General features: G+C 76.2%; 24 protein-coding genes. 11 read left to right on the top strand and 13 right to left on the bottom strand.

What is annotated here, in order from left to right; genetic code table 11:
• The first annotated feature begins 38 nt into the window (after positions 1 to 38).
• The 4 genes from CP974_RS29770 to CP974_RS24510 all read left to right on the top strand — a co-directional run bounded on the left by CP974_RS29770 (position 39) and on the right by CP974_RS24510 (position 6,813).
• A complete protein-coding gene (locus CP974_RS29770) occupies positions 39 to 1,325 on the top strand; it encodes a hypothetical protein (RefSeq protein ID WP_031132506.1) in 1,287 nt (428 codons plus the stop codon).
• Positions 1,303 to 4,437, top strand: a complete 3,135-nt coding sequence (locus CP974_RS30755) for an AAA family ATPase (protein WP_051839531.1) — start codon at positions 1,303 to 1,305, stop codon at positions 4,435 to 4,437. The genes CP974_RS29770 and CP974_RS30755 overlap by 23 nt, the downstream gene beginning before the upstream one ends.
• Positions 4,434 to 5,612: a trypsin-like peptidase domain-containing protein gene (locus CP974_RS24515; protein WP_223844407.1), complete on the top strand. Its 1,179-nt coding sequence runs from the start codon at positions 4,434 to 4,436 to the stop codon at positions 5,610 to 5,612. Before CP974_RS30755 ends, CP974_RS24515 begins: the two co-directional genes overlap by 4 nt.
• 133 nt (positions 5,613 to 5,745) lie before the next feature.
• Entirely contained in the window at positions 5,746 to 6,813 is a 1,068-nt protein-coding gene (locus CP974_RS24510; protein ID WP_031132500.1) for a trypsin-like serine peptidase, read from the top strand.
• 170 nt (positions 6,814 to 6,983) lie between these two features.
• Here the strand turns inward: CP974_RS24510 and CP974_RS29765 are convergent, their stop codons facing one another.
• The 4 genes from CP974_RS29765 to CP974_RS24490 all read right to left on the bottom strand — a co-directional run bounded on the left by CP974_RS29765 (position 6,984) and on the right by CP974_RS24490 (position 11,625).
• The gene (locus CP974_RS29765; protein WP_085921267.1) at positions 6,984 to 7,724 is read right to left on the bottom strand and encodes a hypothetical protein; all 741 of its coding nucleotides are present in this window, start codon (positions 7,722 to 7,724) and stop codon (positions 6,984 to 6,986) included.
• Complete coding sequence (locus tag CP974_RS24500; RefSeq protein ID WP_223844408.1) at positions 7,721 to 9,838, bottom strand: RICIN domain-containing protein; 2,118 nt, start codon at positions 9,836 to 9,838, stop codon at positions 7,721 to 7,723. Before CP974_RS24500 ends, CP974_RS29765 begins: the two co-directional genes overlap by 4 nt.
• Positions 9,839 to 10,144: 306 nt before the next feature.
• Complete coding sequence (locus CP974_RS24495; RefSeq protein WP_031135478.1) at positions 10,145 to 10,879, bottom strand: amidohydrolase family protein; 735 nt, start codon at positions 10,877 to 10,879, stop codon at positions 10,145 to 10,147.
• On the bottom strand, positions 10,879 to 11,625 hold the full coding sequence (locus CP974_RS24490) for a hypothetical protein (RefSeq protein ID WP_031135480.1): 747 nt from the start codon (positions 11,623 to 11,625) through the stop codon (positions 10,879 to 10,881). Before CP974_RS24490 ends, CP974_RS24495 begins: the two co-directional genes overlap by 1 nt.
• Before the next feature lie 462 nt (positions 11,626 to 12,087).
• On the opposite strand from CP974_RS24490, the gene CP974_RS24485 reads away from it, so the two are divergent.
• From CP974_RS24485 to CP974_RS24470, 4 genes are all read left to right on the top strand, one after another.
• Positions 12,088 to 12,777 carry a dienelactone hydrolase family protein gene (locus CP974_RS24485; RefSeq protein WP_373276724.1) on the top strand — a complete coding sequence of 230 codons (690 nt, stop codon included), beginning with the start codon at positions 12,088 to 12,090 and terminating at the stop codon, positions 12,775 to 12,777.
• Between the two features lie 5 nt (positions 12,778 to 12,782).
• Entirely contained in the window at positions 12,783 to 13,460 is a 678-nt protein-coding gene (locus tag CP974_RS24480; protein ID WP_051839926.1) for a phosphoribosyltransferase, read from the top strand.
• Positions 13,461 to 13,637: 177 nt separating this feature from the next.
• A complete protein-coding gene (locus CP974_RS24475; RefSeq protein WP_031135485.1) occupies positions 13,638 to 14,396 on the top strand; it encodes a hyaluronoglucosaminidase in 759 nt (252 codons plus the stop codon).
• Between the two features lie 77 nt (positions 14,397 to 14,473).
• Entirely contained in the window at positions 14,474 to 14,683 is a 210-nt protein-coding gene (locus tag CP974_RS24470) for a hypothetical protein (RefSeq protein WP_037939162.1), read from the top strand.
• 130 nt (positions 14,684 to 14,813) lie between these two features.
• On the opposite strand, the gene CP974_RS24465 is transcribed toward CP974_RS24470, so the two are convergent.
• Entirely contained in the window at positions 14,814 to 15,461 is a 648-nt protein-coding gene (locus tag CP974_RS24465) for a 4'-phosphopantetheinyl transferase family protein (RefSeq protein WP_031136308.1), read from the bottom strand.
• A gap of 321 nt (positions 15,462 to 15,782) precedes the next feature.
• On the opposite strand from CP974_RS24465, the gene CP974_RS24460 reads away from it, so the two are divergent.
• The gene (locus tag CP974_RS24460; RefSeq protein WP_051840029.1) at positions 15,783 to 16,940 is read left to right on the top strand and encodes a calcium-binding protein; all 1,158 of its coding nucleotides are present in this window, start codon (positions 15,783 to 15,785) and stop codon (positions 16,938 to 16,940) included.
• Between the two features lie 299 nt (positions 16,941 to 17,239).
• Here the strand turns inward: CP974_RS24460 and CP974_RS24455 are convergent, their stop codons facing one another.
• From CP974_RS24455 to CP974_RS24445, 3 genes are all read right to left on the bottom strand, one after another.
• Positions 17,240 to 17,428, bottom strand: coding sequence for a hypothetical protein (locus CP974_RS24455; protein ID WP_051840034.1), 189 nt, complete (start codon positions 17,426 to 17,428; stop codon positions 17,240 to 17,242).
• A gap of 133 nt (positions 17,429 to 17,561) precedes the next feature.
• Complete coding sequence (locus tag CP974_RS24450) at positions 17,562 to 18,203, bottom strand: GNAT family N-acetyltransferase (protein ID WP_078915895.1); 642 nt, start codon at positions 18,201 to 18,203, stop codon at positions 17,562 to 17,564.
• A 207-nt stretch (positions 18,204 to 18,410) separates the two neighbouring features.
• On the bottom strand, positions 18,411 to 18,911 hold the full coding sequence (locus tag CP974_RS24445) for a GNAT family N-acetyltransferase (RefSeq protein WP_031136302.1): 501 nt from the start codon (positions 18,909 to 18,911) through the stop codon (positions 18,411 to 18,413).
• Positions 18,912 to 19,367: 456 nt separating this feature from the next.
• On the opposite strand from CP974_RS24445, the gene CP974_RS30480 reads away from it, so the two are divergent.
• Positions 19,368 to 20,693 carry a hypothetical protein gene (locus CP974_RS30480; RefSeq protein ID WP_308425531.1) on the top strand — a complete coding sequence of 442 codons (1,326 nt, stop codon included), beginning with the start codon at positions 19,368 to 19,370 and terminating at the stop codon, positions 20,691 to 20,693.
• A 324-nt stretch (positions 20,694 to 21,017) separates the two neighbouring features.
• Complete coding sequence (locus CP974_RS24430) at positions 21,018 to 21,860, top strand: alpha/beta fold hydrolase (RefSeq protein ID WP_031136449.1); 843 nt, start codon at positions 21,018 to 21,020, stop codon at positions 21,858 to 21,860.
• A gap of 159 nt (positions 21,861 to 22,019) precedes the next feature.
• Here the strand turns inward: CP974_RS24430 and CP974_RS24425 are convergent, their stop codons facing one another.
• The 5 genes from CP974_RS24425 to ddaH all read right to left on the bottom strand — a co-directional run bounded on the left by CP974_RS24425 (position 22,020) and on the right by ddaH (position 26,629).
• Positions 22,020 to 22,685 carry a response regulator gene (locus CP974_RS24425; RefSeq protein ID WP_031136451.1) on the bottom strand — a complete coding sequence of 222 codons (666 nt, stop codon included), beginning with the start codon at positions 22,683 to 22,685 and terminating at the stop codon, positions 22,020 to 22,022.
• Complete coding sequence (locus CP974_RS24420; RefSeq protein WP_031136453.1) at positions 22,673 to 23,950, bottom strand: sensor histidine kinase; 1,278 nt, start codon at positions 23,948 to 23,950, stop codon at positions 22,673 to 22,675. The genes CP974_RS24425 and CP974_RS24420 overlap by 13 nt, the downstream gene beginning before the upstream one ends.
• Before the next feature lie 53 nt (positions 23,951 to 24,003).
• Positions 24,004 to 24,432, bottom strand: coding sequence for a VOC family protein (locus tag CP974_RS24415; RefSeq protein ID WP_031136454.1), 429 nt, complete (start codon positions 24,430 to 24,432; stop codon positions 24,004 to 24,006).
• Between the two features lie 134 nt (positions 24,433 to 24,566).
• Positions 24,567 to 25,817, bottom strand: a complete 1,251-nt coding sequence (rocD, locus tag CP974_RS24410) for an ornithine--oxo-acid transaminase (RefSeq protein WP_037936560.1) — start codon at positions 25,815 to 25,817, stop codon at positions 24,567 to 24,569.
• Positions 25,814 to 26,629 carry a dimethylargininase gene (gene ddaH, locus CP974_RS24405; RefSeq protein WP_031128728.1) on the bottom strand — a complete coding sequence of 272 codons (816 nt, stop codon included), beginning with the start codon at positions 26,627 to 26,629 and terminating at the stop codon, positions 25,814 to 25,816. Before ddaH ends, rocD begins: the two co-directional genes overlap by 4 nt.
• Between the last annotated feature and the right edge of the window lie 103 nt (positions 26,630 to 26,732).

Below are 26,732 nucleotides of genomic sequence, written 5' to 3'. Positions count from 1 at the left end.
GGCGACCGGCACGACGGCGACGACCGGGCAGGTGCTCCATGCCGCTGGAGACCCCGGAGTGGGACAAGGTCACCGAGTGGGTCCGCGAATACCTGCTGGACTCCACCGACCCGTACGCGCGGCTGCGCCACGCGGGCTTTCCGCCGGACTTCGTCGGCGGGCTGCCGCTGACCGCCGTCAGCTCCCAGAACGCGCGCGTCCTCGTCCAGGCGTCCCGCCGGTCCATCGACGCCCAGGTGCGGCTGCTGCGCGCGCTCGTCCTCGACGACCGGCTGGCGACCCTCCCGTACGTCCGGGACGCCGAGGAGTACCTGGCCCAGCTGGAGCGGGACGCCGAGGCGCACGCCGCGCAGGACGTCTTCCGCACGCACCTGCTGCGCGGCGCGGAGGTCTTCCTCGACCGGGAGGACCTGCGCGAGACGCTGCGCGCCTTCGTCGCCGACAGCGACAAGTCGGTGCTGCTCGTGGACGGCGAGCCGCACAGCGGCCGCTCGTACACGTACGCCTTCATCCGGCACCTCTCGCAGCACGAGGGGTTCCGGCCCGCGCGGGTCCTGCTGGGGCCGACCATGACGGCCACCAAGGTCGTGCGGCGCCTCGCGGCGTTCGTCTCCGACCCGCGCGCGGGCGTCGTGCCGCCCGTGCCGACCGACCTCGACGACCCGCTGCCCGCGCTGGACGAGGCGGTGCACTGGGTGGTGCTCCAGGCGACCGGCGCCGACGACCTGTTCTGGTTCGTGCTGGACGACTGCGACCGGCTCGATCCGGGCTCCGACGTGTGGGACCTGATCGGCCAGCTCGCCCTCGCCCTGTACGAGCACGCGCCCGTACGCCGCGCCCAGGCGCCGCGCCTGGTGCTCCTCGGGTACGGCGAGGCGATGCGGCAGCTCCCGTACGAGCTGCGGCACAGCCTGTGCCGGGACCGGGCCCGCACCGCCGGACCGGACGACGTGCGCGCCTTCTTCGACCGGTACGTGCGCGAGCGGCCCCCGCCGCCGGTGGCCGCGCTGCCGGCGGAGGAGCGCGAGGCGGCCCTCGCCGGGCTGGTCGACGTGGCGGTGGAGGAGGTGCTCGCCGCCGCGGCGGACGGTGCGGACGGCACCGGGAGCGGTGGGGGTGACGGGGGCGGTGGGTCGCCGGGCGGGGCCGGGGGCACCGGTGGGGCGTTCGCGGCCCCGCCCGGCGGACCCCGTGGGGCCGGTGGGGTCGGTGGGGTCGGGGGGCCTGACGGGGTGGTGGCCGGAGGCGGGGGCGAGGAGAGCTACATGCGGCGGCTCGGTACCGCCGTGGAGGGAGCGGTCCGTGTCTACCGTGCCCTCCACTGAGACGACCGCCGCGGACCTGTGCCGGCTGTTCCGGGACCGGTTGCGGCACGAGCTGCGGCCCCCGGGCGGGCCTCCCCCGGCCGTGCCGGACGCCCGCGGCGGCTACCGCCGGGCGGCCTGCCTGCTGACCTCGTTCGACCCGCGCCGGCTGCGCCTGCCCGGCGAGGCGGAGCCGACCGGGCGGGCGGTCATGGAGCTGGCGGCCGACTGCGCGGCGACCGGTCCGGCGGACCGCACCGAGTGGACGCTCAAGCCGGAGGTCCGCGAGGCCGCGCTGCGCTCCCTGCCGGGGCCGGAGGCGGCGCTGCGGGCGCTGGAGGCCAACGTGGGCGCCGCGCCGGAGGAACCGGGGCCCGAGCGGGTGTGCCTCGCGGTGCTGCGCGGCGAGCCGTACCGCACGGCGGACGCGGGACCCGACGAGCTGTCGGACGTCCTCCAGGCCGTGCTGTGGCTGTCGTCGGTGCCGGGGGTGACCGGCCTCCCGGACGCCGGCGCCGTCCGCGCCGAACTGGAGCGGGCCCGGCTCCTCACGCCGTTGGAGCGCCTGGTCCGCGTGCCCTTCGTGGGCCGCGAGGCGGAACTGGCGGCGCTGCGCGACCACGTCGACGCTCCCGGGCCGCCGCCGGGCGCCCCTCCGTCCGTGCCCTCGCCGCTGGTGGTGCACGGGCCGGGCGGAATGGGCAAGAGCACGCTCCTCGCCACCTTCCTGCTGGACAGCCTGCGGGAGCCGGGGCCGGGTGGGGCCGGGGGCCTGGCGGGGGACGAGGGCGGCGGGGCGCGGGCGTTCCCGTTCCCCTTCGCGTACATCGACTTCGAGCGGCCCACGCTGTCCGTGTACGAGCCGGTGACGCTGATCGCGGAGGTCGCCCGCCAGCTGGGCGTGCAGTACCCGGCGTTCGGCGCGGAGCTGGACGCCCTGGCGGCGGCCTGCCTGGAGGAGGCGCGCGCCCAGCGGGCCGAGGAGGAACGGGTGGTGGAGCTCAACCGGCTCGCCACCACCCGCGCGAACCTCGGGCGCAGGTCGTCGCTGCGGTTCCTGACGGACGCGAGCGAGCGCGAGAGCGCGCTGTCCGGGCAGGTCGGAGAGGTGCTGTGCAGGGCGGCGCCCGAGGGCGCGCCGTTCGTGATGGTGGTCGACTCGTTCGAGGAGGCCCAGTACCGGGGCTCGCCCGCGCTGGGCCGGATGTGGGCCGTGTTCGCGGCGCTGTCGCGGACGTACCCGCGGGTGCGGGCGATCGTGTCGGGGCGCTCGCCGGTCGGGCACCCCGCACAGCGGGCGCGGGCGGTGGAGGTCGAGCTGCGCGACCTGGACCAGGAGGCCGCCGTGGCGCTGCTGCGGGCGTCCGGAGTGGCGGACCCGGAGGTGGCCCGCACGCTCGCCGACCGCGTCGGCGGGCACCCGCTGAGCCTGCGGCTGGCGGCGCGGGCGGCGCTGCTGGCCGGGGCGGACACGGCGGGCCTGCGGGAGCTGATCGGCAGTCTGCCGGCACGCCGCCGGGACTTCTTCCGCCGCGTCGACCAGCTCCTCGTCCAGGGCATCCTGTACGAGCGGATCCTCCAGCACATCCCCGACCAGGACGTGCGGCGCCTCGCCCAGGCCGGGCTGGTGCTGCGGCTGATCACGCCGGACGTCGTCCGCGAGGTGCTCGCCGAGCCGTGCGGGGTCGCCGTGCCGGGGCCGCGGGAGGCGCGGTCGCTGTTCGGCCGGCTGTCGCGGCTCGACCTCGTGGAACCGGCCGGTCCCGAGGCGGTGCGGGTGCGGGCGGACGTACGGGCGATCATGCTGCGGCTCGCGGAGGGCGACCCGCGCTCGCCGACGCGGGAGGTGGAGCGGCGGGCCGTGGAGTTCTACGCGGCGCGCGAGGGGCTCCAGGCCCGCGCCGAGGAGATCTACCACCGGCTGCGGCGGGGCGAGCACCCGCGCACCGTGGAGGAGCGGTGGCTGCCGGGTGTGGAGCGGCTGCTGGCGGGTGCCCAGGACGAGATGGGCCCGCGCGCGGCGGCGCTGCTGAGCGCGCACCGGCGGCGGGGCGGGGCGTCGGAGCTGGTGATGGCGGAGGCCGAGCAGGAGGACTGGGAGCGGATCGCCGCCCATGAGGTGGAGGACCTGCTGGCGCAGGGGCTGACCGGCGAGGCGCTGGCGCGGCTGGCCGAGCGGCGCCCGTGGACGCCGTGCAGCCCCCTGCACGTGCTGCTGGCGGAGGCCCTGGACCGGGCGGGCCGCACCGGCGAGGCGCGGCGGGCGGCGTCCGACGCCGTGGACGGCGCGCGGGAGGCGGGCTGCGGGGAGCGGCAGCTGGAGTTGCTGCTGCTGGCGGCGCGGCTCGCGGAGCAGGACGGCGACACGGACAGCGCGTACCGGGACCTGCGGCTCGCGGAGGACGTGGCGATCGGCCTGGGCCAGGACCTGGAGGCGATGGGCACCCTGCTGGCGAGGGCGCGGCTCGCGTCGGCGGGCGCCGCACCGGACCGGGACGCCGACACCCGCCTGGCGCGGCGGCTGCGGCAGGTCCCGGACGCGGTGCTGGCCGACCAGCCGTCGCTGGTGCGGGCCGCGGCCTCGCAGGTGTACACGCTCGACGCGCGGGCGCTGGACCACGCGCTGGACCTGGTGGGGCTGCCCGAGGGTGACGAGGTGCTGGAGCGGCTGGCCGCGGGCCTGCGGCGGGCGGCCAGGGCCGATCCGCTGCTGCTGCGCCCGCTGATGGACCTCCTGCGCTCGGCGGCCGGCGTCCACGAGGCCCCGGCGCGTGCGGGCGCGTCCCTGGTGGGCGGAGCGGCGGCGGGGGGCGGCAGTGCCTCGGCCGGTGATGTGGCGGGCGGTACGGCGGCGGGCGGCGCCTCGGCCGGTGATGTGCCGGGCGGTACGGCGTGGGGCGGCGGCGCCTCGGCGGCGGGTGCGGAGCCTGCGGGTGTGCCGGCCGCGCCCGCGCCGCCGCCGTCGGACGTGGCGGACATCCTGCGGCTGGTACGGGACCGGGGCGGGCTCGACGCGCTCGTGCGGCGGCTGCTGGTGCTCCGCGACGAAAGCGGCGAGATCGCGGCGAGCGTCGCGGCCGCGCTGCGCGGCGACCGGGAAGGCGGCGACCGGGAAGGCGGTGGACCGCGGTGACGTACCGGACGGACGGGAACGGCGGTGTGACGGGCTATCTGGCGCGGGAGGACGTCCTCGCCGTGCGGGACGCCGCCCTGGACGCGGGGCTCGCCGACCCCGCGGTACGGCCGCTGCTCTTCGACGGCGTCCTGCCCCGGTACCGGGCGACGCTGCCGCTGCTGGCCGCGCCCGGTCTGCAGGTGCAGTCGGACCTGGTGGAGATGAACCGGGTCGAGCGGCTGGTCGACGGGTCGGTACCGCTGGAGATCTGGCTGCGCAACGCCGTCGCGCACACGACGGCCGCCGCGCCGATGGCCGTGCTCCAGCGGGCCCTGGACGACGTGGCGCGGGACGCGGGCGGCGAGCCGGACGTGATGGCCGGCCGGGCGGTGCCGGAGATCAAGGAGGAGATCGTCCACCGGGACGACACCGTGCCGTTCACGTTCCTGCGGGGCGGCGACGCGGCCGGCGCGGCCGTCGCGCGGTTGAAGGTGCCGCCCTTCGAGGGCGGTCAGCCGCTGCGGCCCAACGGCCACCCCCACGCCGGCACCGGCTGGCTGATCACCCCGGAGCTGCTGGTCACCAACCACCACGTGGTCAACGCCCGTACCGGCGCCGGCGGCAGGCGCCCCCTGGCCGCCCCGGACGACCTGGTGCTCCAGGCGCGGGCGACGCGGGCGCGGTTCGACTACGAGAGCGACGACACCGGGACGGAGGAGGCCCCCGTACGGGACCTCGCCGCCGCCGACGCGGAGCTGGACTACGCGGTGCTGCGGCTCGCGGAGCCCTCCGCCCGGCCGGTGCTTCCCGTGGCCGCGCGCGCCCTGCTGGTCGCGCCGGGCGACGTGGTGGCCGTCAACATCATCCAGCATCCGGGGGGCGCCCCGAAGCGGGTGGCCCTGCGCAACAACCTGGTGTTCGAGGCGGACGACCGGGACCTGCGCTACTTCACGGACACGCGCGGCGGTTCGTCGGGGTCGCCCGTCCTCGACGACGACTGGTGCGTGGTGGCGCTGCACCGGGGGACGCGGCGCGTGGAGAACGTCTCGTTCCAGGGGCGCGGAACGGCGTTCGTGAACGTCGGTACGCAGATCGGCGCCGTCATGGCGGACCTCGCCGTCCGCACGCCGCACGTGCGCGCGGAGATCGAGGCCGCCCAGCGCGACGCGGCGGCCTCCGGGGCGCCCGTCTGACGGCCCGGCGCGCCGGGCCGGTACGCCGGCCCGGTACGGGGACCCGGTGCGGGGCCCGGTCGGAGGTTCCGTCCGGTGACCGCGTTCGGCGGCGGATCCGCCCGGTGCGCGCACCATGCGAGAGGAGAGGCTCATGACCAGCAGGAACAGGTCGCCGGTCGCGGCCGGCCCCGAGGAGATCTTCACCGATCTGCGGGGCGTCGCCGACCGGGTGCGCGAAGGACTGACGCGGGAGATCCCCGAGTCGGATCACCTGCCGCCCGCCGAGGAGGCGCCGGGTGAGGAGATCGCCCGGTTCGCCGAGCAGGAGCGGGCGCGCGTGCTGGAGGCGGGGGCGCGCGGCATGGAGAAGCTGGCGGCGGGCCGCGACGACGAGATCGCGGACGACGAGTCGTTCGGCATGGAGGCGATCGTCCTGCTGGAGGGGCGGCCCGCGATCCTGGTGCAGGACGGCGACTTCCCGCCGCAGGAGGGCGACTGGGCCGTGCTGAACGACCGGCGCGCCGCGATCCGCGACACCCTGGCACGCGTCGGCCGGGTCGAGGTCTCGGGGCACGTCAGCCTCGACTGGGTGGGCACGGCCTTCCTGGTCGGCGCCGACGTGGTGATGACCAACCGGCACGTGGCGGTCGAGTTCGGCCGGGACGACGGCTCGGCGCGGTGGACGTTCCGGCCGGGGCTCGGCGCGGCCCTGGACCTCACCCGCGAGTACGGCGCCCTGCCGGGCGCGGGCGGGCCGGCGTACACGGTGACGGAGGTCGTCGGTGTCCACCGGGACGCCGACCTGGCGCTGCTGCGGGTCGCGCCCGCGCCGGGCGGGCGGCCGCTGCCGTCGCCGCTGGCCGTGGCGGCGGACGCCCCCGCCGACCTGCCGGGGCACCCCGTGTACGTGGTGGGGCACCCGGCGTGGGACGGGCGGCGCAACGAGCCCGAGTCGATGCGCCGGATCTTCATGGACATCTACAACGTGAAGCGCCTCCAGCCGGGCACGGCCAATCAGCTGCTGCCCGAGCGGAACGTGCTGACGCACGACTGCTCGACGCTGGGCGGCAACAGCGGCTCCCCCGTCCTCGACCTGGGCGACCACCGCGTCCTCGGGCTCCACTTCGGAGGGCGGTACGGCTTCGGCAACTACGCCGTGCCGCTGTGGTCGATGCTGGAGGACCCGCTGGTGCGGCAGGCGGAGCTGAACTTCGTCTGAGCGTGCGGGGCGGCGCCCCGGCGGTGAGGGTGCGGAGCCACGCCTGTGGGCCCGCGCACAGGGGTGCGCCCCGGAGTGTGGGGTTCCGGGGCGCTGTGGGGGGTGTGTGGGGGCGTGGGGGGTGTGGGGGGTGTGGGGGGGTGTGGGGGTGTGGGGGGTGTGGGGCGGGATCAGCCGCTCGGCGTACCGCCGCCCGCCGCGTCGCGGGCGCGCCGTCGCCGTGCCAGGGCGTACCAGGCCCCGCCGGCCGCGACGGCGGCGGCCGCGATGCCTCCGGCGGCGGCGACCGCTCCCGCGGACTCCGAGCCGCTCGGGCCCGACCCGCTGAGGGCCGGTCCGCCCGCCTTGCCGCCGGACGGGCCCGCGCCGGCGGCTGCCCCGTCCGGCTCCGCGGCCCCCGGGGCGGAGGCGGGCGCGGTGGGCGCCGCCGTGCCCGGGGCCGCCGTGCCCGTGGTGGGCGCGGCGGCGGTGGGCGGTCCCGCCGGGGACCCGGAGGGGCCCGCCGGCGGGCTGGACGCCGGGGTGCCCGGTTCCACCGTGACCTGCGCCTGGGCGCGGCCCAGGCCCGGGTGGCCCACTTCGACGGTGACCTTCCAGCGGCCGGGCGGCAGCGCCTCGGCGGTGGTGTAGCCGGTCGCCGTGCCGTCCGCGCGGACCAGCCGCCACGGACCGAGGGCGGTGCGCCCGTCGGCGCTGACGGCGTTGACCGTCGCGGCGACCCGCTCGTCCACCGGGTCGCCGTCACCCGCCCAGGTGACGGTCGCCGCGAGGTGCCCGAACGACTGGCCGGTGATGCGCACCTCCAGGCCGCCGCCGTGGGCGTGGGCGGCGCCCGGTACGGCGAGCCACAGGGCGGGTCCGGCGGCGGCGGCCAGGGCGGTGGCGCGCAGGGCGCGGTGGGTGCGGGTCACGGCTGCTGGACCGTCCAGACCTGGGCGGCGCCGCCCGACGGGTGCTGGAGCTCGATCAGCCAGGAGCCGTAGTACGGGCGGTTGCTGACGCCCAGGACGTAGCGGCTGTCGCCCGCGGTGACCGTGACGCCGCCGCCGGCGCGGCTGACGCGCCACTGCTGGTTCGCCGCGCCGGAGCACCGCTGCTGGGCGACCCACATGCCGGCGGACGGGGTGCCGCCCGGCTGGAGGCACTTGCCGGACACGGCGGAGCGGATGCGGACCTTGCCGCTGCCCGCGTCGTCGAGGTACCACTGCTGCTGCGCGTAGCCGTTGCGCTGCGAGCCGACGAGGACGGTGCCGTCGGCGGTCCGGCCGCCCCACACCTCGGCGGCGTTGCCGGTGGCGCCGTTGGCGAGCACGTACCGGGTGCCGGGCGCCGGGTTCGTGCCGTCGCCGCTCTGTCCCGCGGTGCGGAACGAGGTGGCGCGGCCGGGGCGGCCGTCGCGGCCGGACGTGTCGCGGACGGAGACGGCGACCGTGTAGGCGGTGTCCGGGGTCAGGTTGTAGAGGCGGGCGCTGGGGGAGTTGACCCAGCCCGCGGGCCTGCCGTTGAGGTGGACCTGGTACCAGGCGGCGCCGGGGACGGCGCGCCAGGTCGCGACGGCGGAGTCCCGGGCGATCTGGCCGACGGTGACGTCGGGGCCCGTCGGGGTCCCGGTGCCGCCCGTGGGGCTCGGCGTCGGGGTCGGGGTGGGGGTGGGGGTGGGGGTCGGGTCGGGGTTCGGTCCGGTGCCGTTGCCCTTCTGGCGCATCAGGAACTGGTTGTCGGCGATGTTCCAGTGCGTGGCCAGGTAGCTGCCGGGCCTGGGGTTGGTGTGGAAGTAGTCGTCGTTGTTGCAGTCGAGCCGGTTCTCGTGGTTCCGGTCGCCGCAGACGGTGCGCATCTGCGGGTAGTAGGGGCTGTCCGAGTAGCACATGACGTCCCACTCGTCGGTGCAGTGGGCGCCCCGGCTGGTGTTGGGGGCGCTGTTGTTCACCGCGCCGAGGTTGTGGCCCAGTTCGTGGGCGGCGGTGTGGCCGCCCCAGCAGCCGGAGTCCGTACGGCCGTATGAGGGGCCGAAGTTGCTCAGGTTGTTCTGGGTGGGGCGCTCGTCGCCCGCGAAGGTGCCGATGCCGCAGTAGACCTGGGCGTCCGCGAAGATCATGTACTTGCGGTCGCGACGGTCGAGGCCCTTGGCGGCGAGGGCGCGGTTGGTGGCGCTGAACTCGGCGAGCGCGGAGGCCGGGACCTCGATGTTGAGCACGGTGGGCGTGCAGTCGGCCGCCGTGACGTACCGGATGTGGCGGACGCCGCCGGTGTCGCGGGCGCTCTCGGAGTAGATGAGGTCGGCGTCGGCGGCCCACTTGCGGAAGGACGGCAGGTACTGGGCGTACCGGTCCTGGCCGGGGGCGTGGACGTAGACGACCTGCACGCGGTTGCCGGTGGTGCCGTCGCCCTCGCACTGCACGGTCTGCCCGGCGGGTCCGCTCGCCGCCGTGCCGCCGGTGCCGCCGGTGCGGGCGGGTGTGGCCGCGGCGGGCGGTTCGGCGGTGCTCCCGCCGCCCTTGGCCGCCGCGGCGGCGTCGAGCGCGGGCGCGGAGGCCGGGGCGCTCGGGGCGCCGCCCGCTTCGCGCGGAGCGGTGGCGGGGTCCTCGGCGGGGACAGCGGCCTTCACGGCCGGCGGGGTGTCCTTCTTGATGTCGACGCCGGGCGGCGGGGCGTCGGGGCCGTGCGTGCAGTGGCCGCTGTCGGTGCGGTAGACCCCCTCGCAGGAGTCGTTCTCCGGGGCCGGCTTGAGGCCCTTGTAGACCATGCCCTTGCGGGGGTCGCTCTTGGGCACCTCGGTGATGGGCTCGGTCTTCTCGTCGCGGGCCGGCGAGGCCGCCGGTTCGGGCGCCGCGCTGGGCGCCGCCGCCGCGGGGACGACCGCCGTCCGGGGGCCGCTCGCCACCGCTGACGGGGCGTCGGCCGCGTACATCCCCTGGTAGGCCACCGTGCCGGCCGTGGCCAGCACGGCTGCCGCGGCGGTCGCGAGTATGAGGCGGCGGGGCTTTCGACGGGGCGTCTTCTGCATTCTTCGACGTCCGGGCACGTTCGTTGCACCTTTCCTTGGTCCTTGGTCAGAGGACGGTGCGCGGAAGCCTGCCAGAGGAGAATCCCGACATTCGCGGCCAGAGGGAATGAGTTCGTTCCGTGACCATGGTGGTTCTTTTTGACGATTCGTCAAACTGCTTGCAAGACAAGGTAGTTACGCGCGTCACGGCGAATTGGTTGAGCCTTGGACGACGATGTCGTAATCCAATCGAGATAAAGCCGGGCGCTATTTGAATAGACGTCAACAGCGCCTGTCACTCAGCCCTTACGCCTCGACTACGGCCCGTAGAGATTCCGCGGGGATTCAGACGTCCAGCGCGAAGAGGCGGGCGGCGTTGCGCCACAGCACGTGCTCGAGCTCGGCTTCGGTGAAGTGCGCGTCGCGGATGACACCGAGCGAGACGCACGGGTCGATGAGCGTGGCGTCCGTGCCGAACAGCAGCCGCTCGACGGGCACTCCGGCCTCGCGGGCGTACGCGATGCGCCCGGCGTCGGTGGCGGTACGGCAGTGCTCCAGGTACAGCCGGTCGCAGGCGGCCGCGGCGTGCGCCGCCTCGCGCCAGGCGTCGCCGCCCGCGTGCCCGAGGATGACGCGCAGCCCGGGACGCGCCTCGACCAGCTCGGGCAGGAGGGTGACCTCGCTCCCCCAGGTGTGCAGCAGCAGCGGCACGCCCGCCTCGGCGACCACGTCGAAGGCGGCGGCCATCTCCGGGGAGCCCGGCAGCCGGCCCGGATACGTGGTGTGGATCTTCGCGCCGACGAACCGCCCGCTGTCGAGGCACCGGCGCAAGTCGGCGGCGCTCTCCTCGATGCGGTTGGGGTTGACCACCGCGTACCCGAGGAGCCTCGGCCGGGTGGCGAGCGCCTTGTGGAGGGCGGCGTTCCCCGCGACGGCGTCCAGGACGACGGCCTCGGAGGCGGAGACGATCTGCAGGTCGATGCCGTACCGGTCCATCTGCGCCAGGTTCGTGTCGGCGTCGCCCGACGTCAGGTGGAACGGCCAGTGGCCCACGTGGGCGTGCACATCGATGATCGGCATCAGGCGAGCATCTCCTCGACGTTCTCGGTGGCGATCGCGGCCCGGTCGTCCGCGGAGATGTCGGCGTACCGCAGCTTCAGCGTCTGGGGCGAGATGTCCATGAACGGCGTCCGCGACCCGAAGACGAGGTGGCGGGCGCCCGCGTACTCCACGACCCGCTCGATGGAGTCGGGGCCGGACAGCATCCGCGTGGTGCCCCGGAAGCCCGGTTCACCGCGGGTCAGGAGGAGGAAGTCGGCGAGGACGTACGCATGGAGGTCGAGGAACACGACGTCGGCGCCGAGCCCGGTGAGCGGTGGCCCGAAGCGGCGCGGGTCCCCGTCGTGGAGGAGGACCATGCCGCGCTCGACGGCGAGCCGGACGACCCTGCGGTAGCCGGGGAAGTCCGGCTCGGCGCCCTGGTCGACGGTGAACAGGCGCAGGAACCGGACGTCCGCGTCGGCCAGCTCGTCCAGGCGGGCCTCGGCGGTGAGGGCGTCACGCACGTCGACGGTGCCGACGGGGAGCAGCTCGGGGCATCCGGCGAGATCGCGGAGGGTCTCCGCGTTGCCCCCCGCGTCGTCGAAGAGGGGGCCGCGTGTGGAGAGCGCGAGGGCGCCCGCGACGGGCGAGGCGGCGAGGCGGGCCCGGACCTCGGGCAGGGTCGTGTCGCGGGGGTGCCGGGGCCAGGGTCCGTACAGCACGTCCACGTCCCAGCCGACGTGCTCCTCGGCGGTGGGCCGCAGCCACGCGTACCCGCTGCTCATGCGGTGCCCCTCTCGTCGACTTTCGCCCAGGGCCGAAAGTAGAACGCCCTCGTACCCGCGTCAACGAGCCCACCCCGGCCGGGACACCCTCTGCTCCTGGGTGGTGTGGGCTGCGGACGGGGCCTGCGGGAGATGCACGGCCCGTGGGGGCTGTGGTGACCCGTAGAAGCTGTGGTGAGCCGTAGGGGCCATGGAAACCCGTAGGGGCCGTGGAGCCCCGTAAGGGCCGTAGAGCCCCGTAGGGGCCGTAAGGGCCGTGGAGCCCCCGTAAGGGCCGTGAGGGCTTGAGACACGTGGAGGGGCCGGTAAGGGGCTGTAGCGGCCGTGGGCGCGGCGGGGCGGTCAGGGACGTAGGGCCCCGGTGAGGGACGCGGGGAGCGCGGGGCCGGCAGGGGTCCGCAGAGGTGTTTGGGGGCGGGTGCGGGGAGCACTCGGGGCGGAGGAGGAGGGAGGCCCCAGGTGATTCTGGAAGAGGTCGTCCTGCCCGCCGCCGACGGCTCCGCACTGCACGGAGACCTGGCCCTGCCCACGTCCGCCCCGACCATGGTGGTGTTCGCGCACGGCAGCGGCAGCTCACGGCACAGCCCGCGCAACCGGGCCGTCGCCGCGGCGCTCCAGAAGGCGGGCATGGGCACACTGCTGATGGACCTGCTCACCGAGCGGGAGGAGCGGCACGATCTGCTGACCGCCGAGTACCGGTTCGACATCGACCTGCTGGCCGGGAGGGTCGTCTCCGCCGTCGACTGGCTGGAGAGCGAACCGGCGACGCGGTCGCTGGGAATCGGCCTGTTCGGTGCCAGTACGGGCGCCGCGGCGGCGCTGCGGGCGGCGGCGGAGCGGCCGCTGCGGGTGCGGTCGGTCGTGTCGAGGGGCGGGCGCCCCGATCTGGCCGGGGACGCGCTGGCCGGGGTCGCGGCGCCCGTACTTCTGATCGTCGGCGGCGACGACCCGGAGGTCCTGCGCCTGAACCGGGAGGCCGCCGAGCGGCTGAGGGTCGCACACCGCGTGGAGGTCGTGCCGGGGGCCGGGCACCTCTTCGAGGAGCCGGGCGCGCTCGACCATGTGATCCGCGCGGCACGCGAGTGGTTCCGGCGGCCGGGCGGCGACACGTTCGACGCGCCCGCGCGGCCCGATGGAGGAGGTCACCGGTGATGGATGTGCGGTTCGAGGACCGGCGCGACGCCGGGCGCCTGCTCGGTGAGTCGGTACGGGAGCGGGCGGCCGGTCAGGACTGGCCGGACCCGGTCGTCATCGCCCTGCCGCGGGGCGGGGTCCCGGTCGGGGCACAGGTGGCGCGCGCGCTCGACGCCCCGCTGGACGTGCTGGTCGTACGGAAGATCGGCGCGCCCGGCCGCCCGGAGGTGGGGATCGGCGCCATCGCCGGGGAGGCCCCGCCCCTCTTCGACGGGCGGGCGCTGCGGATGCTCGGCATCACCCCGGACGAGCTGGGGGCGGACGTGGCGCGGGAGCGCACCGAACTGCACCGGCGGGAGGCCCTGTACCGGCGGGGCGCCCCGGCCCCGGACCTGCGGGGCCGGGCGGTCGTCCTGGTGGACGACGGGCTGGCGACGGGCGTCACGGCGCGCGCGGCGGCGCGGCTGCTGCGGGAAGAGGAGCCCGAGCGGCTGGTGCTGGCCGTTCCGGTGGGCGACCGCCGGGCGGTGGCCGAACTGCGGACGGAGGTGGACGACCTGGTGTGCCTCTCCCAGCCGGCCGACTTCCGGGCGGTCGGGCTCTGGTACGAGGACTTCGAGCAGGTGGGGGACGAGGAGGTGCTCGGGGTACTGGCCGGTCTCGCCGTACCGGCGCGCCTCCGCCCGACCCGCCACCGGTGACCGGTGACCGAGTGCCGGTGATCGTACGTCGGTGACCGCGTGCCGGGGGTGTCGCGGTGCTCGTGTGCCCGTTGGGCCCGGCGCCCCCGACTCCCGTACAACCAAACGGGGTTCACCGTAGTCCCCACCCTGGATGCCGAACGGCAGGCCACGTACCAGGGAGAGGACGCGGGACACATGGGCGTGACACGAAGGCTGTTCCTCGGCGGGTTCACGGCGGGCGCGGTGACCGTCGCGGCCGGGGGCGATGCGGTGGCGGCCGAAGCCGGCGGCGATGCGGTGGCGGCGGAGGCGGCGGGCGAGACCACGGTCTTCGACGGGCCGGTCGTGGCGCCGAGGTTCAGCACGGACTCGACGGTCAACTCGGGCTTCTTCAGAACCACCTCGACGACCGAGCACGCGGTGACGGTCCACCAGGCCGCCACCTCGGGCAAGGGCGTCGCCCTGAACATCGTCTCGGACAACCCCGACGACTCGACCGTCTACGTCAAGGGCCACGAGCGGGCCCAGCGCGGCACGGTGAAGATCACGCACGTGGGCGCGGCGGACGGGTCCGACGCGGGCGCCTCGGCCGTGTCGATCGACCTCACCGTGGCGGGGACGGCCGCCCAGGGCATCTTCCTGAACGCGGCGAACGGCCCCACCCAGGGCAATCTGATCTGCCTGCGCAACAACGGCCGCGACGACTTCGTCGTCAAGGGCAGCGGCCGGGTCGGCATCGGCATGGACATCGGCGCGAACCCGTGGTCGCAGCTGCACGTGGTGCAGCGGCCGGGCACCCCGTCGGCCCTGATGGTCGAGGGCCTGGTCCGCGTCACCGACGCCGCCGCGGCCCCGACGGGTGTCGACTCACGCGGCGGCGGGGTGCTGTACGCGGAGAACGGCGCCCTGATGTGGCGCGGCCCCCACACGGTCACCCGCATCGCCCCTGCCTGAGCCCCCGCCCCCGCGCGGCGCGCCGCGCGGTCCGCCCCGCCCGCTTCCCGTACGACCGGAGACCGGAGACCGACACCATGCACCTGACCCCCGACCAGCTTGTCGCGGAGTTCCATGACGCGGTGATGGAGCTGTACTTCGCCCGCAAGCGCATCACGCTGCTGGAGGAGGAGAACGCCGCGCTCAGGGCCCGGCTGGCCCAGGCCGGGACGGCGCCCGAGACCGGGGCGGAGGCCGGCGCGGAGGCCGAGGCCGGCGCCGCCCGGGTGGCTCCCGCCGGGGGGTGAGCCCGCCGCCCCGGCCGGCCCACGCGGCCGGGACGGCGGGCGGCCGGGGGCGCGGCGGGCGGCGGGCGCGGCGGGCGGCCCGTCCCCGCACGCTCACCGGATCGGCCGGGTATCGGCCCGGTACCGGGCGTCACGGCAGCGGTACGGTCACCACCGTGGCCGCCAGGGGCCCGTCGACCGCCCAGCGCCCCGTGAAGCCCTCCGCCGGGACGGCCGGGTCGCGCTGGTGCAGCCGCGCCGCGAACGTCCCCTCCACCGCGAAGACCAGCTCCGCGTCCTCGTGGCCGAGCCATCGGCGGGCCAGCGGGAACCACGCCTTGTACACCGACTCCTTGGCGCTGAACAGCAGCCGGTCCCAGTGCACGTCCGGCTGGTGCCGGGCCAGCTCCGCGAGGTGCGCCCGCTCGGTCTCCGACGCGACCAGGCGCAGGACTCCCTCCGGCAGCGGCTGATGCTCCTCGGCGTCGATCCCCAGGGCCCGCAGGTCCGTGTCGCGTGCCACGGCCGCCGCACGGTAGCCGTGGCAGTGCGTCATGCTGCCGACGATCCGGTCCGGCCACACGGGCGCCCCGCGCTCGCCGCGCGGTATGGGCACCGGCCCGACCCCGAGCCCGGCGAGCGCCCGCCGCGCGCACCAGCGGACGGTCGTGAACTCCCGGCGCCGCTTCTCGACCGCCCGGCTCACCTCCTCCGGCTCGGTGCCGAGCAGCGGCAGGTCCGGCGGGTCGTGGAACGCCTCGGCGACGGACACCTCGGGCGGCAGCAGCAGGTCGATCACGGGCGTTCGGTTCCCCCTCGGCACGGTGCGGGCGCCCCGGCGGGACGCCCGCGCACACGGACGCATGATCCGATCATTATCTGAACGGATGAAAACGCCGGACAGACGGCGTGGCGCGCTCCACGGCTGGAAGAGATCCCCGCGGATCGTCCACCCGTCCCCCTGTCACACCCGTCTCCCCCGACCCTCCGGCACCCCCGTCCCTCCGGCACCCCCGTCCCTCCGGCACTCCACGTCTCCTGTCACCCCCGTCTCCGCCCGTCCCTCCGGCACCCCGTCGTCCACACCACCCCACCAGCCACACCACCCAAGGAGCGAACCATGCCACGCGTGCAGCGCGGGAGACCCGGCCGCCGGGCCGCCGCCCTCCTCATCGTCTGCGTCCAGCTCGCCGCCGCGTCCGCGCTCACCGGCCTCACGGCGCCGGGCGCGGGCGCCGCCGAGGCGCGGACCTGCTTCGGTGTGGCCGCCACGACCACCGGCACGGAGGGCACGCCCGGTGACGACGTGATCGTGGGCACGCCGGGCCCGGACGTCATCGACGGCGGCGGGGGCGACGACGTGGTCTGTGGCGGTGGCGGCGACGACCGGATCACGGGCGGACCGGGCGACGACCGCCTGTTCGGGGAGGCCGGGAGCGACCGGCTGGACGGCGGGGCCGGGCACGACGTGCTGGTGGGCGACCACGGGGCGCGGACCGGCGACGCGGCCGGACCGGCGGGCGCCGACCGGCTGAGCGGCGGCGCCGGTGTGGACCTGCTGGTCGGCGACGCCTACGCCGCGCAGGGCGCCGCGTCCGGCGCCGCCGAGGACGTGCTGGAGGGCGGAACGGACGACGACACCCTGGTCGGGGACAGCCGGGGCGACACCGCGGCCGGCGGCGCCGACGACGTACTGGAGGGCGACGAGGGGCACGACAGCCTGGTGGGCGACTCGTGGGGCCTGTACGGGGCGTCGGGCGCCGGTGACGACGTACTGCGGGAGGGGCCCGGCGAGTACGGCGACGCCACCGGGGACTGCGCGGTCCTCGCGGGCGACGCGCGGGGCGCGGGCGGGGACGACTTCGTGGACCTCGGCGAGGACGGCGGGTACGGGGCCTGGGGCGACCACCACGCGCCTCGGGGCACGGCCGCCGGGTCGGGCGACGACCGGGTGCTGGGCGGTGCGGCGGAGGAGTACGTGCTGGCCGGCGACAGTGCGTACGGCGACCCGGCGGGGGCGACGGGCGGCGAGGACCTGGTGGAGGGCCGGGGCGGGAACGACCGGCTGTTCGGCGACAACGTCGACGTGCGGGCGGACGGCGCCGGCGGGACCGGCGAGTCGGCGCGGGCGGGGGGCGCCGCCGACCGCCTGGACGGCGGGGAGGGCGACGACGTGCTGCGCGGCGGCCCCGCCGACGACCGCGCGGACGGGGCGGCGGGTACGGACGACTGCGACGGCGAGGCCGGAGCGGACACCGAGGTCGCCTGCGAGATCTGAGCGGGGACCCGGCGCGGTGGCCCCCGCCGCGGTCCGGCACGGGCGGGACGGGGTGCGGGGGCGCGTGGGGGCGGATGCCTCGGGGCCGGGGCGCCACGGGCGGGACCTGAGCCCCCACGGGTCGTGAGCGCCGAGCGCCAGGGCCACCGCCCGGCGCGCCGGGCGCCACGGACGGCAGCCGGAGGACCGGCGAGGTACGGGGCCCGAAGGCGGCGGCCAGGCCGGTCCGGGCCGCGGCCGGGACCGGTCGGGAACCGGTCGGGTCCGGTCGGGGTCCGGTCGGTCGGACCCCGGGCCGGTCAGGGACCGGTACTGCGGCGGGACGCCTCGTCCGGCGGCGCCGTCTCCCGCTCCTCCGTCGTGCGCTCGCCCTCCGCCTGCGAGGGGGTCGTACGGGCCACGTCCGGGTGCTCCGCGACGCCCGGGACGTCCGGTTCCCGCTCCCCCTCCGCCTGGGACGGGGTCGGGTAGCCCCACGGGTCGCTCATGGGGTCGCTCATCTCACGCCTCCCGGATCAGCCGTTCCGCCCCGCTCCGGAGCGGGCGGGAGAGGCACGAGTACCCGGACGAAGCCCGTCCACCCCTCGGGGCCGCCCCCCGTGACGGGAGCCGGGCGGGGGCTCAGGAGCAGGGCCTGCTCATGTACAGGGCGAACTCGCCGCGCGAGGCGGTGCCGTCGTACAGGGTGGTGTCGAGCCCGCAGAGGGTGAAGCCCATCCGGCGGTACGCGCGCACGGCCGGGGCGTTGACGTTGCTCACCTCCAGCCACAGGTGCGCGGCGCCGCACTCGCGCGCGTACGCGGCGGCGCGCTCCATCAGCCCGCGCCCCACGCCGCGCCCCCGGTGGGCGGGTACGACCTCGATGTCCTCGACGACGAGCCGCCGGTTCCACGCGGAGTACGAGACGGCGGCGTACCCGGCGAGCACGCCGTCGGCGTCGGCGGCCACGAACACCCTCGGCTCATCGGCGTCCCCGTCCCCGTCTCCGCCGTCGTCCTCCCCGTCCTCCGGGTCGTCGTCCGGGAACACCTTGGTGAGCGGCGGTTCCACGGCCACCTCCCGCAGCGCGAAGCCGTCCTCCCGCGCGGCGACCTCGAACACGGTGCCGGTGGTGAAGGACCCGTCGACCGCCCCGATGGCGTCACCGTCCTCGGGGCGTGCGACCCGGAAGACGTAGGCGGACGCGGGGGCGGAGGCGGGCGTGCCCGCGGGGGCGGGGGACGGGGCGGAGGCGGGCGTGCCGGTGCGGGTGGTGTGTTCCATGGGCCCGACGCTACGGCGCCCCCGCTCCCCCGCCGACGGGTTTCGGCCGCCGGTCCGCGCTGCCGGTCCGCGCCGCCGGGGCGGCGGGTCGGGGCGCAGAGTCAGGGCGCAGAGTCGGGACGCGGGTCGGGGCGCAGAGTCGTGAGGGCTCCGGCGAGGCGGGCGACGCCCTCGGCGCGGGTCGCCGCGTCGGCGCGGGCGGCCTGGTCAGCCGGCCGTCCAGTGATAGGTGACGTCGGGCTCGTTCTCCTCGTTGCGGCTGCCGTCGTCGAACTCGCCCGCGAGGAAGCCGTGCCGCTCGTAGAAGGCGCGGGCGCCGGTGTTGCGCTGGAAGACGTGGAGCGACAACCTCCCGGGCGACGCCTCCCGTACGGTCTCCAGCAGCGCCGTGCCGATCCCCCGGCGCCGCACGTCGGGGCGCAGGTACAGGTGGTCGAGGACGGTGCCGTCGAGGGCGGCGAAGCCGACGACCTCGGCCGGGTCGCCCAGTTCGGCCACCCAGACGGTGCTGCCGGGCAGGACGACGGCCTCGATCCACGCGCGGGTCTGCTCGTCGCTGTGGAGGCGCGGCAGGTACGGCAGGGCGGCGGCCCGCGAGGCGAGGAAGACGGCCGTGACGGCCTCGCCGTCGGCGGCGGTCGCCCGGCGGACGCGCGGGGTCTCCGGCCTCCCGGCGAGGTCGGCGTCGTGGCGGGGGGAGGAGGTCATGGGAAGCTCGTTCCTGTCGTGGTCGTGGACGGATCCGCCCCGGGGCGGCCCGGGCGCGGTCGTCACCGGCCGAACCGCTGTGGTGGGACGTGCACCACGTGCGTGCCCTCGCGCGTCACACCCTTCCGGGACATCATCACCGACGGGCCGCGAACTCCACGAGCAAGCCCCGGCACCCACGCCCCGCCGCGAGGGCGGTACGCGTCATGTCCGGACGGCGGGGAGCGCGGGCGGGGGCCGCCGCTGATCGAGGCGTTCGCGGACCGGTGGGGCAGCGCCCCGTACCCGGCCGGAGGCAGGACCGTGTGGGCGGAGCCCTCCGGCGGGCCGGGGGTGCACGGTCGACCTGAGTCGACCATCGGGTCTCGACCTGGACGTCATGACCGGTCGGCTCCCGGCCGGTGTGATGGACGGGTGCCGACTCACCTGACGAAGTCCCCCGGAAGCCGCCGACTGCTGTGGTCCGTCGGGTGGTTCGCGGCGGCCGGGTGGGCGGGGGTGTTCGCGCTGGTCGCGGGCCCCGCGCCGCACCGGGTCTGGGGCGCGTGCGCGGCCGTCGGCTACCTCTGCGCGGCGGGCGCCGCGCTGCGGCCGAGGGGGTGCGGCCGGCCGTCGGTCGGCCTGGCGCTGGCGGGCGCGGTGGCCGTGCCGCTGCTGGTCCTGCTGGTGTGCGGCGGGGCGCAGAGCGAGGTGGGCGTCATCGAGCGGTCGGGCGTGCTGACGCTGCGTCAGGCCCACCCCTATCTGACGGCCCCGCGCACGGTCGCCGAGGTGACCCCGTATCTGCCGGGCATGGCGGTCTTCGGGCTGCCGGGCGCCGTGCTCGGGGACGGCGCCCGGCCGCAGCGGCTGCTGGGGGACGCCCGGTTGTGGTGCGCGGCGGCGTTCCTGGGCTGCGTGTGGGCGGCCCTGCGGGAGGCGCGACGGGGCCGGGCGCACGGGGGCCCGGCGCCTGGCGGTGCGGGGTGGCGCTCGGGCGGGTCGGCGGGGCGGCCGGCGGAGGGAGCGGCCGGGCGCGCGAGGGGCGGGTGGGCCGGGTGGGCCGGGCGGCCGGCGGGCGGGACGGGGCGGCGGGGCGCCGTGGGCACGTTCGTCGCCTCGCCGGTCGTGGCGCTGCCGCTGTGCGTCAGCGGAGTGGACCTGCCGCTGACCGGGCTGCTGTTCCTGGCCCTGGTGTACGCGGCGCGGCGGCGCCCCGTCGCGGCCGGGCTGGCGCTGGCCGCGGCCTGCTCCCTGAAGTGGACGGCGTGGCCCGCCGTGGCGGTCGCCGTCGCCCTGCTCGCCCACCGGGGCGGGGCGGGGGCGGCGGTACGGGCGGGTGCCGTGGCGGTCGGCGGCACCGTCGCGGTGGTCCTGCCGAGCGCGGTGCTGGCGCCGGGACCGCTGGTGGCGCAGGTGTTCGCGTTCCCGACGGGGCGGGGCCCGTGGGAGACCCCGGCGGCCAGTCCCCTGCCGGGGCGGCTGCTCGCGGACCTCGGGGCGGGCGGCTGGTACGCGGCGGTGGCCCTGCTGGCGACCGGGGGGCTGGCCGTCGCCGTCTCCCTGCTCGTACGGCCGCCGTCCGGTCTGGTGCCGGCCGCCGACCGGCTCGCCGCCGGACTGTGCGCGGCGTTCCTCCTGGCGCCGGCCGGGCGATTCGGGTACCTGGCGCTGCCGGTCGCCCTGGCGGTACTCGCCCGGCTGGCGGCCGACCGCGGAACGGCGGGCCCGACGCACGGCACGGGCGTACCCACTCCCCCGCGCCCCCGCACGGTCCCGTCCCCGGCCTGCCGCACCCCCTGACCCCGGCCCGCACCGCACCACCGTGGTCGATGACCCGTCCACCGGGAGCACTGCTTCGTCATGCACGCGGCGCCCCGCTGAAGTGCGACCTCCACCGACCTGGTACTCCGGCTGTGCGTCGATCACGTCCCTGGTCGACGCCGGTGGTGGCTGTGCGGGCACGGCGCTGTCAGCATCGTCGCCGGTGGTTCCGGCCTGTCGGCGAGGACGAGCCGGTGCGGTGGTCAAGGGCGGGGAGCGAGCGGGCGATGAGTTCTCCCGACGGCGGGAGTCCTCCTTCCGTCACCGCGATCGCGGACGACCACTCAGGGAAGGACGACCGCCATGACCACCAGCCGCACCCTCACCGTCCCGGGCGCACGCCTGTACTACGAAGTCCGCGGCGCGGGACCGCTGCTGCTCGTCATGGGAGCGCCGATGGCCGCGCAGGAGTTCGCACCGCTGGCCGATGCGCTCGCGAGCGACCACACCGTCGTCACGCACGACCCGCGGGGCATCTCGGGCAGCATCCTCGACGACCCCGAGCGGGACTCCACGCCAGAACTGCGGGCAGATGACGTTGCCGCTCTCCTGGACGCCCTCGGAGCCGAGTCCGCGGACGTGTTCGGCAGCAGCGGTGGTGCGGTGACAGGGCTCGCGTTGGTCGCCCGGCATCCTGGGCGGGTACGCACGCTTGTCGCGCACGAGCCTCCCCTGCTGGAGCTGCTCCCCGATGCCGCTGAGCAGCGCGCCGCGACCGACGACATCATCGAGACCTTCCACCGGGAGGGCGTGGGGGCGGCGTGGGTGAAGTTCATGGCCAACGCCGGATTCGACGTCGGCGGCGGCGCGGACGGTGCCCCCACTCCGCCGCCGGGGGAGCCCTCGGAGCAGGACCTGGCCGACAGCGCCCGCTTCTTCGCCCATGAGCTGCGGGGCACCGTCCGCTACGTGCCTGACATCCCCGCGCTGACGGGCGGGCCGACCCGTGTCGTCGTCGGCGTCGGCGCCGCCTCGGCCGGCCTTCTCACGTACCCGACCTCGATGGCGCTGGCCGAACTGCTCGGCACAGCGCCGGTCGAGTTCCCCGGTGACCACGGCGGCTTCCTCGGGCAGCCCGAGGAGTTCGCCGGGACGCTGCGGCGGGTGCTGGGGGGCGAGGGAGCGAACGGGCCGTTCACGCGCTAGTACTCCGCACAGGCCGAGTGCGGCGTCCGTAGATCGCCATCCCGCTGGTGGGGTCCAGCGCGGCCACCGTTGACCGTGAGTCATGTGGACTGACGACGAGACGGTGGCCGCGGGTCACGGCATGGACGGCGGGGCGGCGCCGTGCGCCGGCAGCGCGGATCAGGCGGCGGTGTCGCCGCGCAGGTGGGTGAGGACCGCGAGGACGCGGCGGTTGCCGTCGGCCGGGTCGAGCTCCAGCTTCATGAAGATGTTGCCGGTGTGCTTCACGACCGACGCCTCCGTGACGGTGAGGCGCCGCGCGATGGCCTGGTTGTTGAGACCCTCGGCCATCAGGGCCAGCACCTCCCGCTCGCGGGGGGTGAGCCGCCGCAGCGGTTCGTCGTCGGTCCGCTGCCGCAGCAGGACCCGTACGACCTCCGGATCGATGACCGTCTGCCCGCCCGCGACGCGGTCGAGCGCGTCCAGGAAGTCGGCGACCTCCCCGACCCGGTCCTTCAGCAGGTACCCGAGGCCGCCCCCGTCGGACGCCCCGCCGCCGAGGAGCTGCGTCGCGTACGCCGTGGCGACGTACTGCGAGAGCACCAGCACGGGCAGGCCGGGGTGGCGGGCCCGCAGTTCGAGCGCGGCCCTCAGCCCCTCGTCGCGGTGGCCGGGCGGCATCCGCACGTCGGTGACGACGACGTCGGGCCGGTCGGCGTCGACCGCGCGGGCCAGTTCGCCGGCGTCCCCGACGGCGGCGGTGACCCGGTGTCCGACGCGGGTCAGCAGCTCGACCAGCCCGGCGCGCAGCAGGACGGCGTCCTCGGCGAGCACTACGCGGAGCACGGCACCTCCACACGCAGCCGTGTGGGGCCGCCGGCGGGACTGGTCACGGTGAGCCTGCCTCCCAGGATGGCGAGCCGGTCGGCCAATCCTTGCAGACCGGTCCCGGCCTCCGGATCGGCGCCTCCGCGTCCGTCGTCGGTGACGGTGAGGAGGAGGGTGTCGCCCCGGAGGCGGCCGGTGACGGTGACGCGGGTGGCGCCGCCGTGCTTGGCGGCGTTGGTCAGGGCCTCGGTGACGGTGAAGTACGCCGTCGTCTCGACGGCCGCGGGCAGCCGGTGCGGGAGGTCGATGTCGACGGTGACCGGTACCGGGTGGCGCAGGGCGACCTCGGTGACGGCGGCGGGCAGTCCGTGGTCGGTGAGGACCTGGGGGTGGATGCCGCGGACGAGGTCGCGGAGCTGGTCGAGGGCGCCGCGGGCCTCCGCGCGGGCGCGGGTGACGAGCGGGGCGGCGGGCGAGTCGTGGCCGCGCAGCTCCAGTTCGGCCAGGCCGAGGGTCATGGAGAGGGCGACGAGCTGCTGCTGGGCACCGTCGTGGAGGTCGCGTTCGATGCGGCGGCGCTCGGCTTCGAAGGCGTCGGCGAGGCGGGCGCGGGAGCGGGTCAGTTCGATGACGCGGCCGTTGGGTTCCTCGTCGCGGGGCGACAGCAGGGCCTTGGCGAGCCACACGTGCGCGCCCGCCAGCAGGCCGCCCGTGTAGGCGGCGAGGAGCAGGCCGAGGAGGCCGACGGCGGTGGCCGGGAGGGCGGCGAGCGGGTGCGGGACGGCCTTGCCGGGGATGAGCATGACCGTCTCGGGGGCGACGGCCCACACGATGACCGGCGTCGCGGTGAGGACCGCCGACAGGCCGAGCAGGGCGGTGAAACCGAGTCCGGTGGCGGTGAGGACGACGCCGAGGAGCAGCGTGTACGCGAGCTCCCGCCAGGTGGCCCGCTCCCGGAGCCTGGCGCCCAGCCAGGCGGGCGCATCGGCACGGGGCGGGGTGCCGTGCGGGGAGGGCGGCGGCTCGGGGTCGACGAGCCGCAACCGCCGCCGCTCCAGGGCGGCGACGGGCAACCCGAGCAGGGCGGCGGCGAGCAGCAGGAGCAGTCCGGCGCCCACCGGGGCCAGGACGGTCCCGGCGGCCACCAGGGCGGCGAACACCACCAGCACGACGAGCCCGAGGACCGTCCCGCCCAGCAGGAACGCCCAGCAGCGCGGCACCCACCCGGACACCGGGAACCGTCCGGGCCGGCGCCGGACTGCCTCCCATACGGCGACGGTCATGCGCGACTTCCCCTCCGGAACCGTGGCGCGTGGGGTGGCGGCGGCGGTGTCGTTCAGTCGAGGCAGAACTCGTTGCCCTCGATGTCGAGCATGGGGATGCACGCGTCCTCGCCGTCGTAGAGCGTCCGCACGTGGACCGCGCCGAGCGGGACCAGGCGGGCGCACTCGGCCTCCAGGGCGGCGAGGCGCTCCGGCCCGCTGAGCCCGGTGGCGACGCGCACGTCGAGGTGCACCCGGTTCTTGGCGGCCTTGCCCTCGGGGACGCGCTGGAAGTACAGCCGGGGGCCCGCGCCCGAGGGGTCGACGCAGGCGAACCACGCGTCGCGCTCCTCCGGCGGCTGCGCGTCCCGGTACGCGTCCCAGGTGGCGAAGCCGTCCGGCGGCGGCGGTACGACGTAGCCCAGCACCTCGCACCAGAAGCGGGCGAGGCGCTCGGGCTCGGCGCAGTCGAAGGTGACCTGGATCTGCTTGGCGCTCAGCATCGGCGCACCCTACCAAGGGGGTTGGGGGAACGACGAGGCCCCGCCGCGCCTCCGGACCGGGGTCCGGGTGGGGAAGGCGCGGCGGGGGGCTCGGCGGGTGGGTCCTGAGGACCCGCCGGGGCGGGTGGGGCGGGTCAGCCGGCCAGGACGCCCTCCAGGACGCCGAGGGCGTGCAGCAGGTCCTCCTCCTCGATGCACAGCGGCGGTGCGACGCGGATCGTCGAGCCGTGGGTGTCCTTCACCAGGACCCCGGCGGCCATCATCCGCTCGCTGATCTCGCGCCCCGTCCCGAAGGCCGGGTCGATGTCGACGCCCGCCCACAGGCCGCGGGCCCGGTACGCGACCACGCCCCGTCCGACGAGGGCGGCGAGCCGGGCGTCCAGGACCTCGCCGAGCTCCTTGGCGCGCTGCTGGTACTCGCCCGTCTCCAGCAGCCCGACCACGGCGGAGCCGACGGCGGCGGCGAGCGGGTTGCCGCCGAAGGTGGAGCCGTGCTCGCCCGGCCGCAGCACGCCCATGACGTCCGCGCGGCCCACCACCGCGGACACCGGGACGATGCCGCCGCCGAGGGCCTTGCCGAGCAGGAGCAGGTCCGGCAGGACCGACTCGTGCTGCACGGCCAGGGTCGTGCCGGTACGGCCGAGCCCGGACTGGATCTCGTCGGCGATGAACAGCGTCCCGGTGCGCCGGGTGAGCTCCCGTACGCCCGCCAGGTAGCCGTCGTCGGGGATCAGTACGCCCGCCTCGCCCTGGATGGGCTCGATGAGGACGGCGGCCGTGTTCTCGCCGATCGCCGCCTCGATCGCCGCGAGGTCGTTGTAGGGGACGGTGGTGAAGCCGGGGGTGAACGGGCCGAAGCCGGTGCGGGCCGTCGGGTCGTCGGAGAAGCTGACGATGGTGGTGGTCCGGCCGTGGAAGTTCCCGGCGGCCACGATGATCTCCGCCTGGCCGGGCGCCACGCCCTTCACCTCGTACGCCCACTTGCGGGCGATCTTGACGGCGCTCTCGACGGCCTCGGCGCCGGTGTTCATCGGCAGCGTCGTGTCGAGGCCCGTGAGGTCGGCGAGGGACTCGGCGAACCCGGCGAGGCGGTCGTTGTGGAAGGCGCGCGAGGTCAGCGTGACCCGGTCGAGCTGGCGGTGGGCGGCCTCCAGCAGCACCGGGTTGCCGTGGCCGAAGTTCAGGGCCGAGTACCCGGCGAGCAGGTCGAGGTAGCGGCGGCCCTCGACGTCCTCGACGTGCGCCCCCTGCGCACGGGCCACCACGACGGGCAGCGGGTGGTAGTTGTGCGCGAGCTTCGCCTCCTCCACCGCGATCAGCTCGGCGGAGGAGCGCCCGCCGGACGGCTGGGCGGGCTGGGAGGGCTGGGCAGCGGTCACGGTCATGCGGTACGTACCTCCTGGGTGCAGCACTTGGCGCTGCCACCGGACTTGTGGAACTCGGAGAGGTCGACGGGGACGGGCTCGTACCCGCGTGCGGCGAGCTTGGCGATGAGCCCCGTGGCGGTGGGCGAGACGACCACGTGGCGGCCGTCGGAGACGGAGTTGAGCCCGAAGGCGAGGGCGTCCTCCCGGTCGGCGAGGACCGCGTCCGGGTAGAGCCGGCGCAGCACCTCGCGGCTGCCGGGCGAGAAGGCCTCCGGGTAGTAGGCGACGTTCTCGTCGTCGAGGGCGAACAGCGCCGTGTCGAGGTGGTAGAAGTACGGGTCCACCAGGCGCAGGGTGACGGTGGCGATGCCCAGGTACTCCTGGGCCTCCCGGTGGGCGGCCTCGCTGGTGCGGAAACCGGTGCCCGCGAGCATCACCCGCCCCACCGGCACCAGGTCGCCCTCGCCCTCGCACACGGACTCGGGCTCCCGCACGTCGAAGCCGGCCTCCTTGAACCAGGCATGGTGCGCGGTGGACTCCGGCCGCCGCTCGGGCGCGTGGAAGCGGGAGCCGAACACCCGGCCGCCCACCACGACGGCGCCGTTGGCGGCGAACACCATGTCGGGCAGGCCCGGCACGGGGTCGAGCGTCTCGACGGTGTGGCCGAGCGACCGGTAGGTGTCGACGAGGGCCTGCCACTGGGCGAGGGCCCGCTCCCGGTCGACCGGGGCGTCGGCGCGCATCCAGGGGTTGATGGCGTACCGGACGTCGAAGTGGCGCGGTTCGCACATCAGGTAGCGGCGGGGTCGGGCAGCCGGCGAGGAGGGCACGCGGGGTTCCTTTCGCGGGGCGGGGGTGTTCGCCGCCCAGCGTAGAAAGCGCCGCTGACCTCCCACAACGCCCGCGCACTGCGTGTGCGCGCAGGAGTTTTGC

This window comes from Streptomyces fradiae ATCC 10745 = DSM 40063 (genome assembly GCF_008704425.1).
Classification (GTDB): Bacteria; Actinomycetota; Actinomycetes; order Streptomycetales; family Streptomycetaceae; genus Streptomyces; species Streptomyces fradiae.
This window is presented reverse-complemented; position numbering and strand designations above follow the sequence as displayed.

What these genes read in the sequence shown, in the direction of transcription:
- CP974_RS24430 (WP_031136449.1), top strand. Translation starts at nt 21,018, where the DNA reads ATGACCACCAGCCGCACCCTCACCGTCCCGGGCGCACGCCTGTACTAC.
- CP974_RS24475 (WP_031135485.1), top strand. Translation starts at nt 13,638, where the DNA reads ATGGGCGTGACACGAAGGCTGTTCCTCGGCGGGTTCACGGCGGGCGCG.
- CP974_RS24450 (WP_078915895.1), bottom strand. Translation starts at nt 18,203, where the DNA reads ATGGAACACACCACCCGCACCGGCACGCCCGCCTCCGCCCCGTCCCCC.
- CP974_RS24470 (WP_037939162.1), top strand. Translation starts at nt 14,474, where the DNA reads ATGCACCTGACCCCCGACCAGCTTGTCGCGGAGTTCCATGACGCGGTG.
- CP974_RS24420 (WP_031136453.1), bottom strand. Translation starts at nt 23,950, where the DNA reads ATGACCGTCGCCGTATGGGAGGCAGTCCGGCGCCGGCCCGGACGGTTC.
- CP974_RS24510 (WP_031132500.1), top strand. Translation starts at nt 5,746, where the DNA reads ATGACCAGCAGGAACAGGTCGCCGGTCGCGGCCGGCCCCGAGGAGATC.
- CP974_RS24460 (WP_051840029.1), top strand. Translation starts at nt 15,783, where the DNA reads ATGCCACGCGTGCAGCGCGGGAGACCCGGCCGCCGGGCCGCCGCCCTC.
- CP974_RS24495 (WP_031135478.1), bottom strand. Translation starts at nt 10,879, where the DNA reads ATGCCGATCATCGATGTGCACGCCCACGTGGGCCACTGGCCGTTCCAC.
- CP974_RS24415 (WP_031136454.1), bottom strand. Translation starts at nt 24,432, where the DNA reads ATGCTGAGCGCCAAGCAGATCCAGGTCACCTTCGACTGCGCCGAGCCC.
- CP974_RS24455 (WP_051840034.1), bottom strand. Translation starts at nt 17,428, where the DNA reads ATGAGCGACCCGTGGGGCTACCCGACCCCGTCCCAGGCGGAGGGGGAG.
- CP974_RS29770 (WP_031132506.1), top strand. Translation starts at nt 39, where the DNA reads ATGCCGCTGGAGACCCCGGAGTGGGACAAGGTCACCGAGTGGGTCCGC.
- CP974_RS24445 (WP_031136302.1), bottom strand. Translation starts at nt 18,911, where the DNA reads ATGACCTCCTCCCCCCGCCACGACGCCGACCTCGCCGGGAGGCCGGAG.
- CP974_RS24490 (WP_031135480.1), bottom strand. Translation starts at nt 11,625, where the DNA reads ATGAGCAGCGGGTACGCGTGGCTGCGGCCCACCGCCGAGGAGCACGTC.
- rocD (WP_037936560.1), bottom strand. Translation starts at nt 25,817, where the DNA reads ATGACCGTGACCGCTGCCCAGCCCTCCCAGCCCGCCCAGCCGTCCGGC.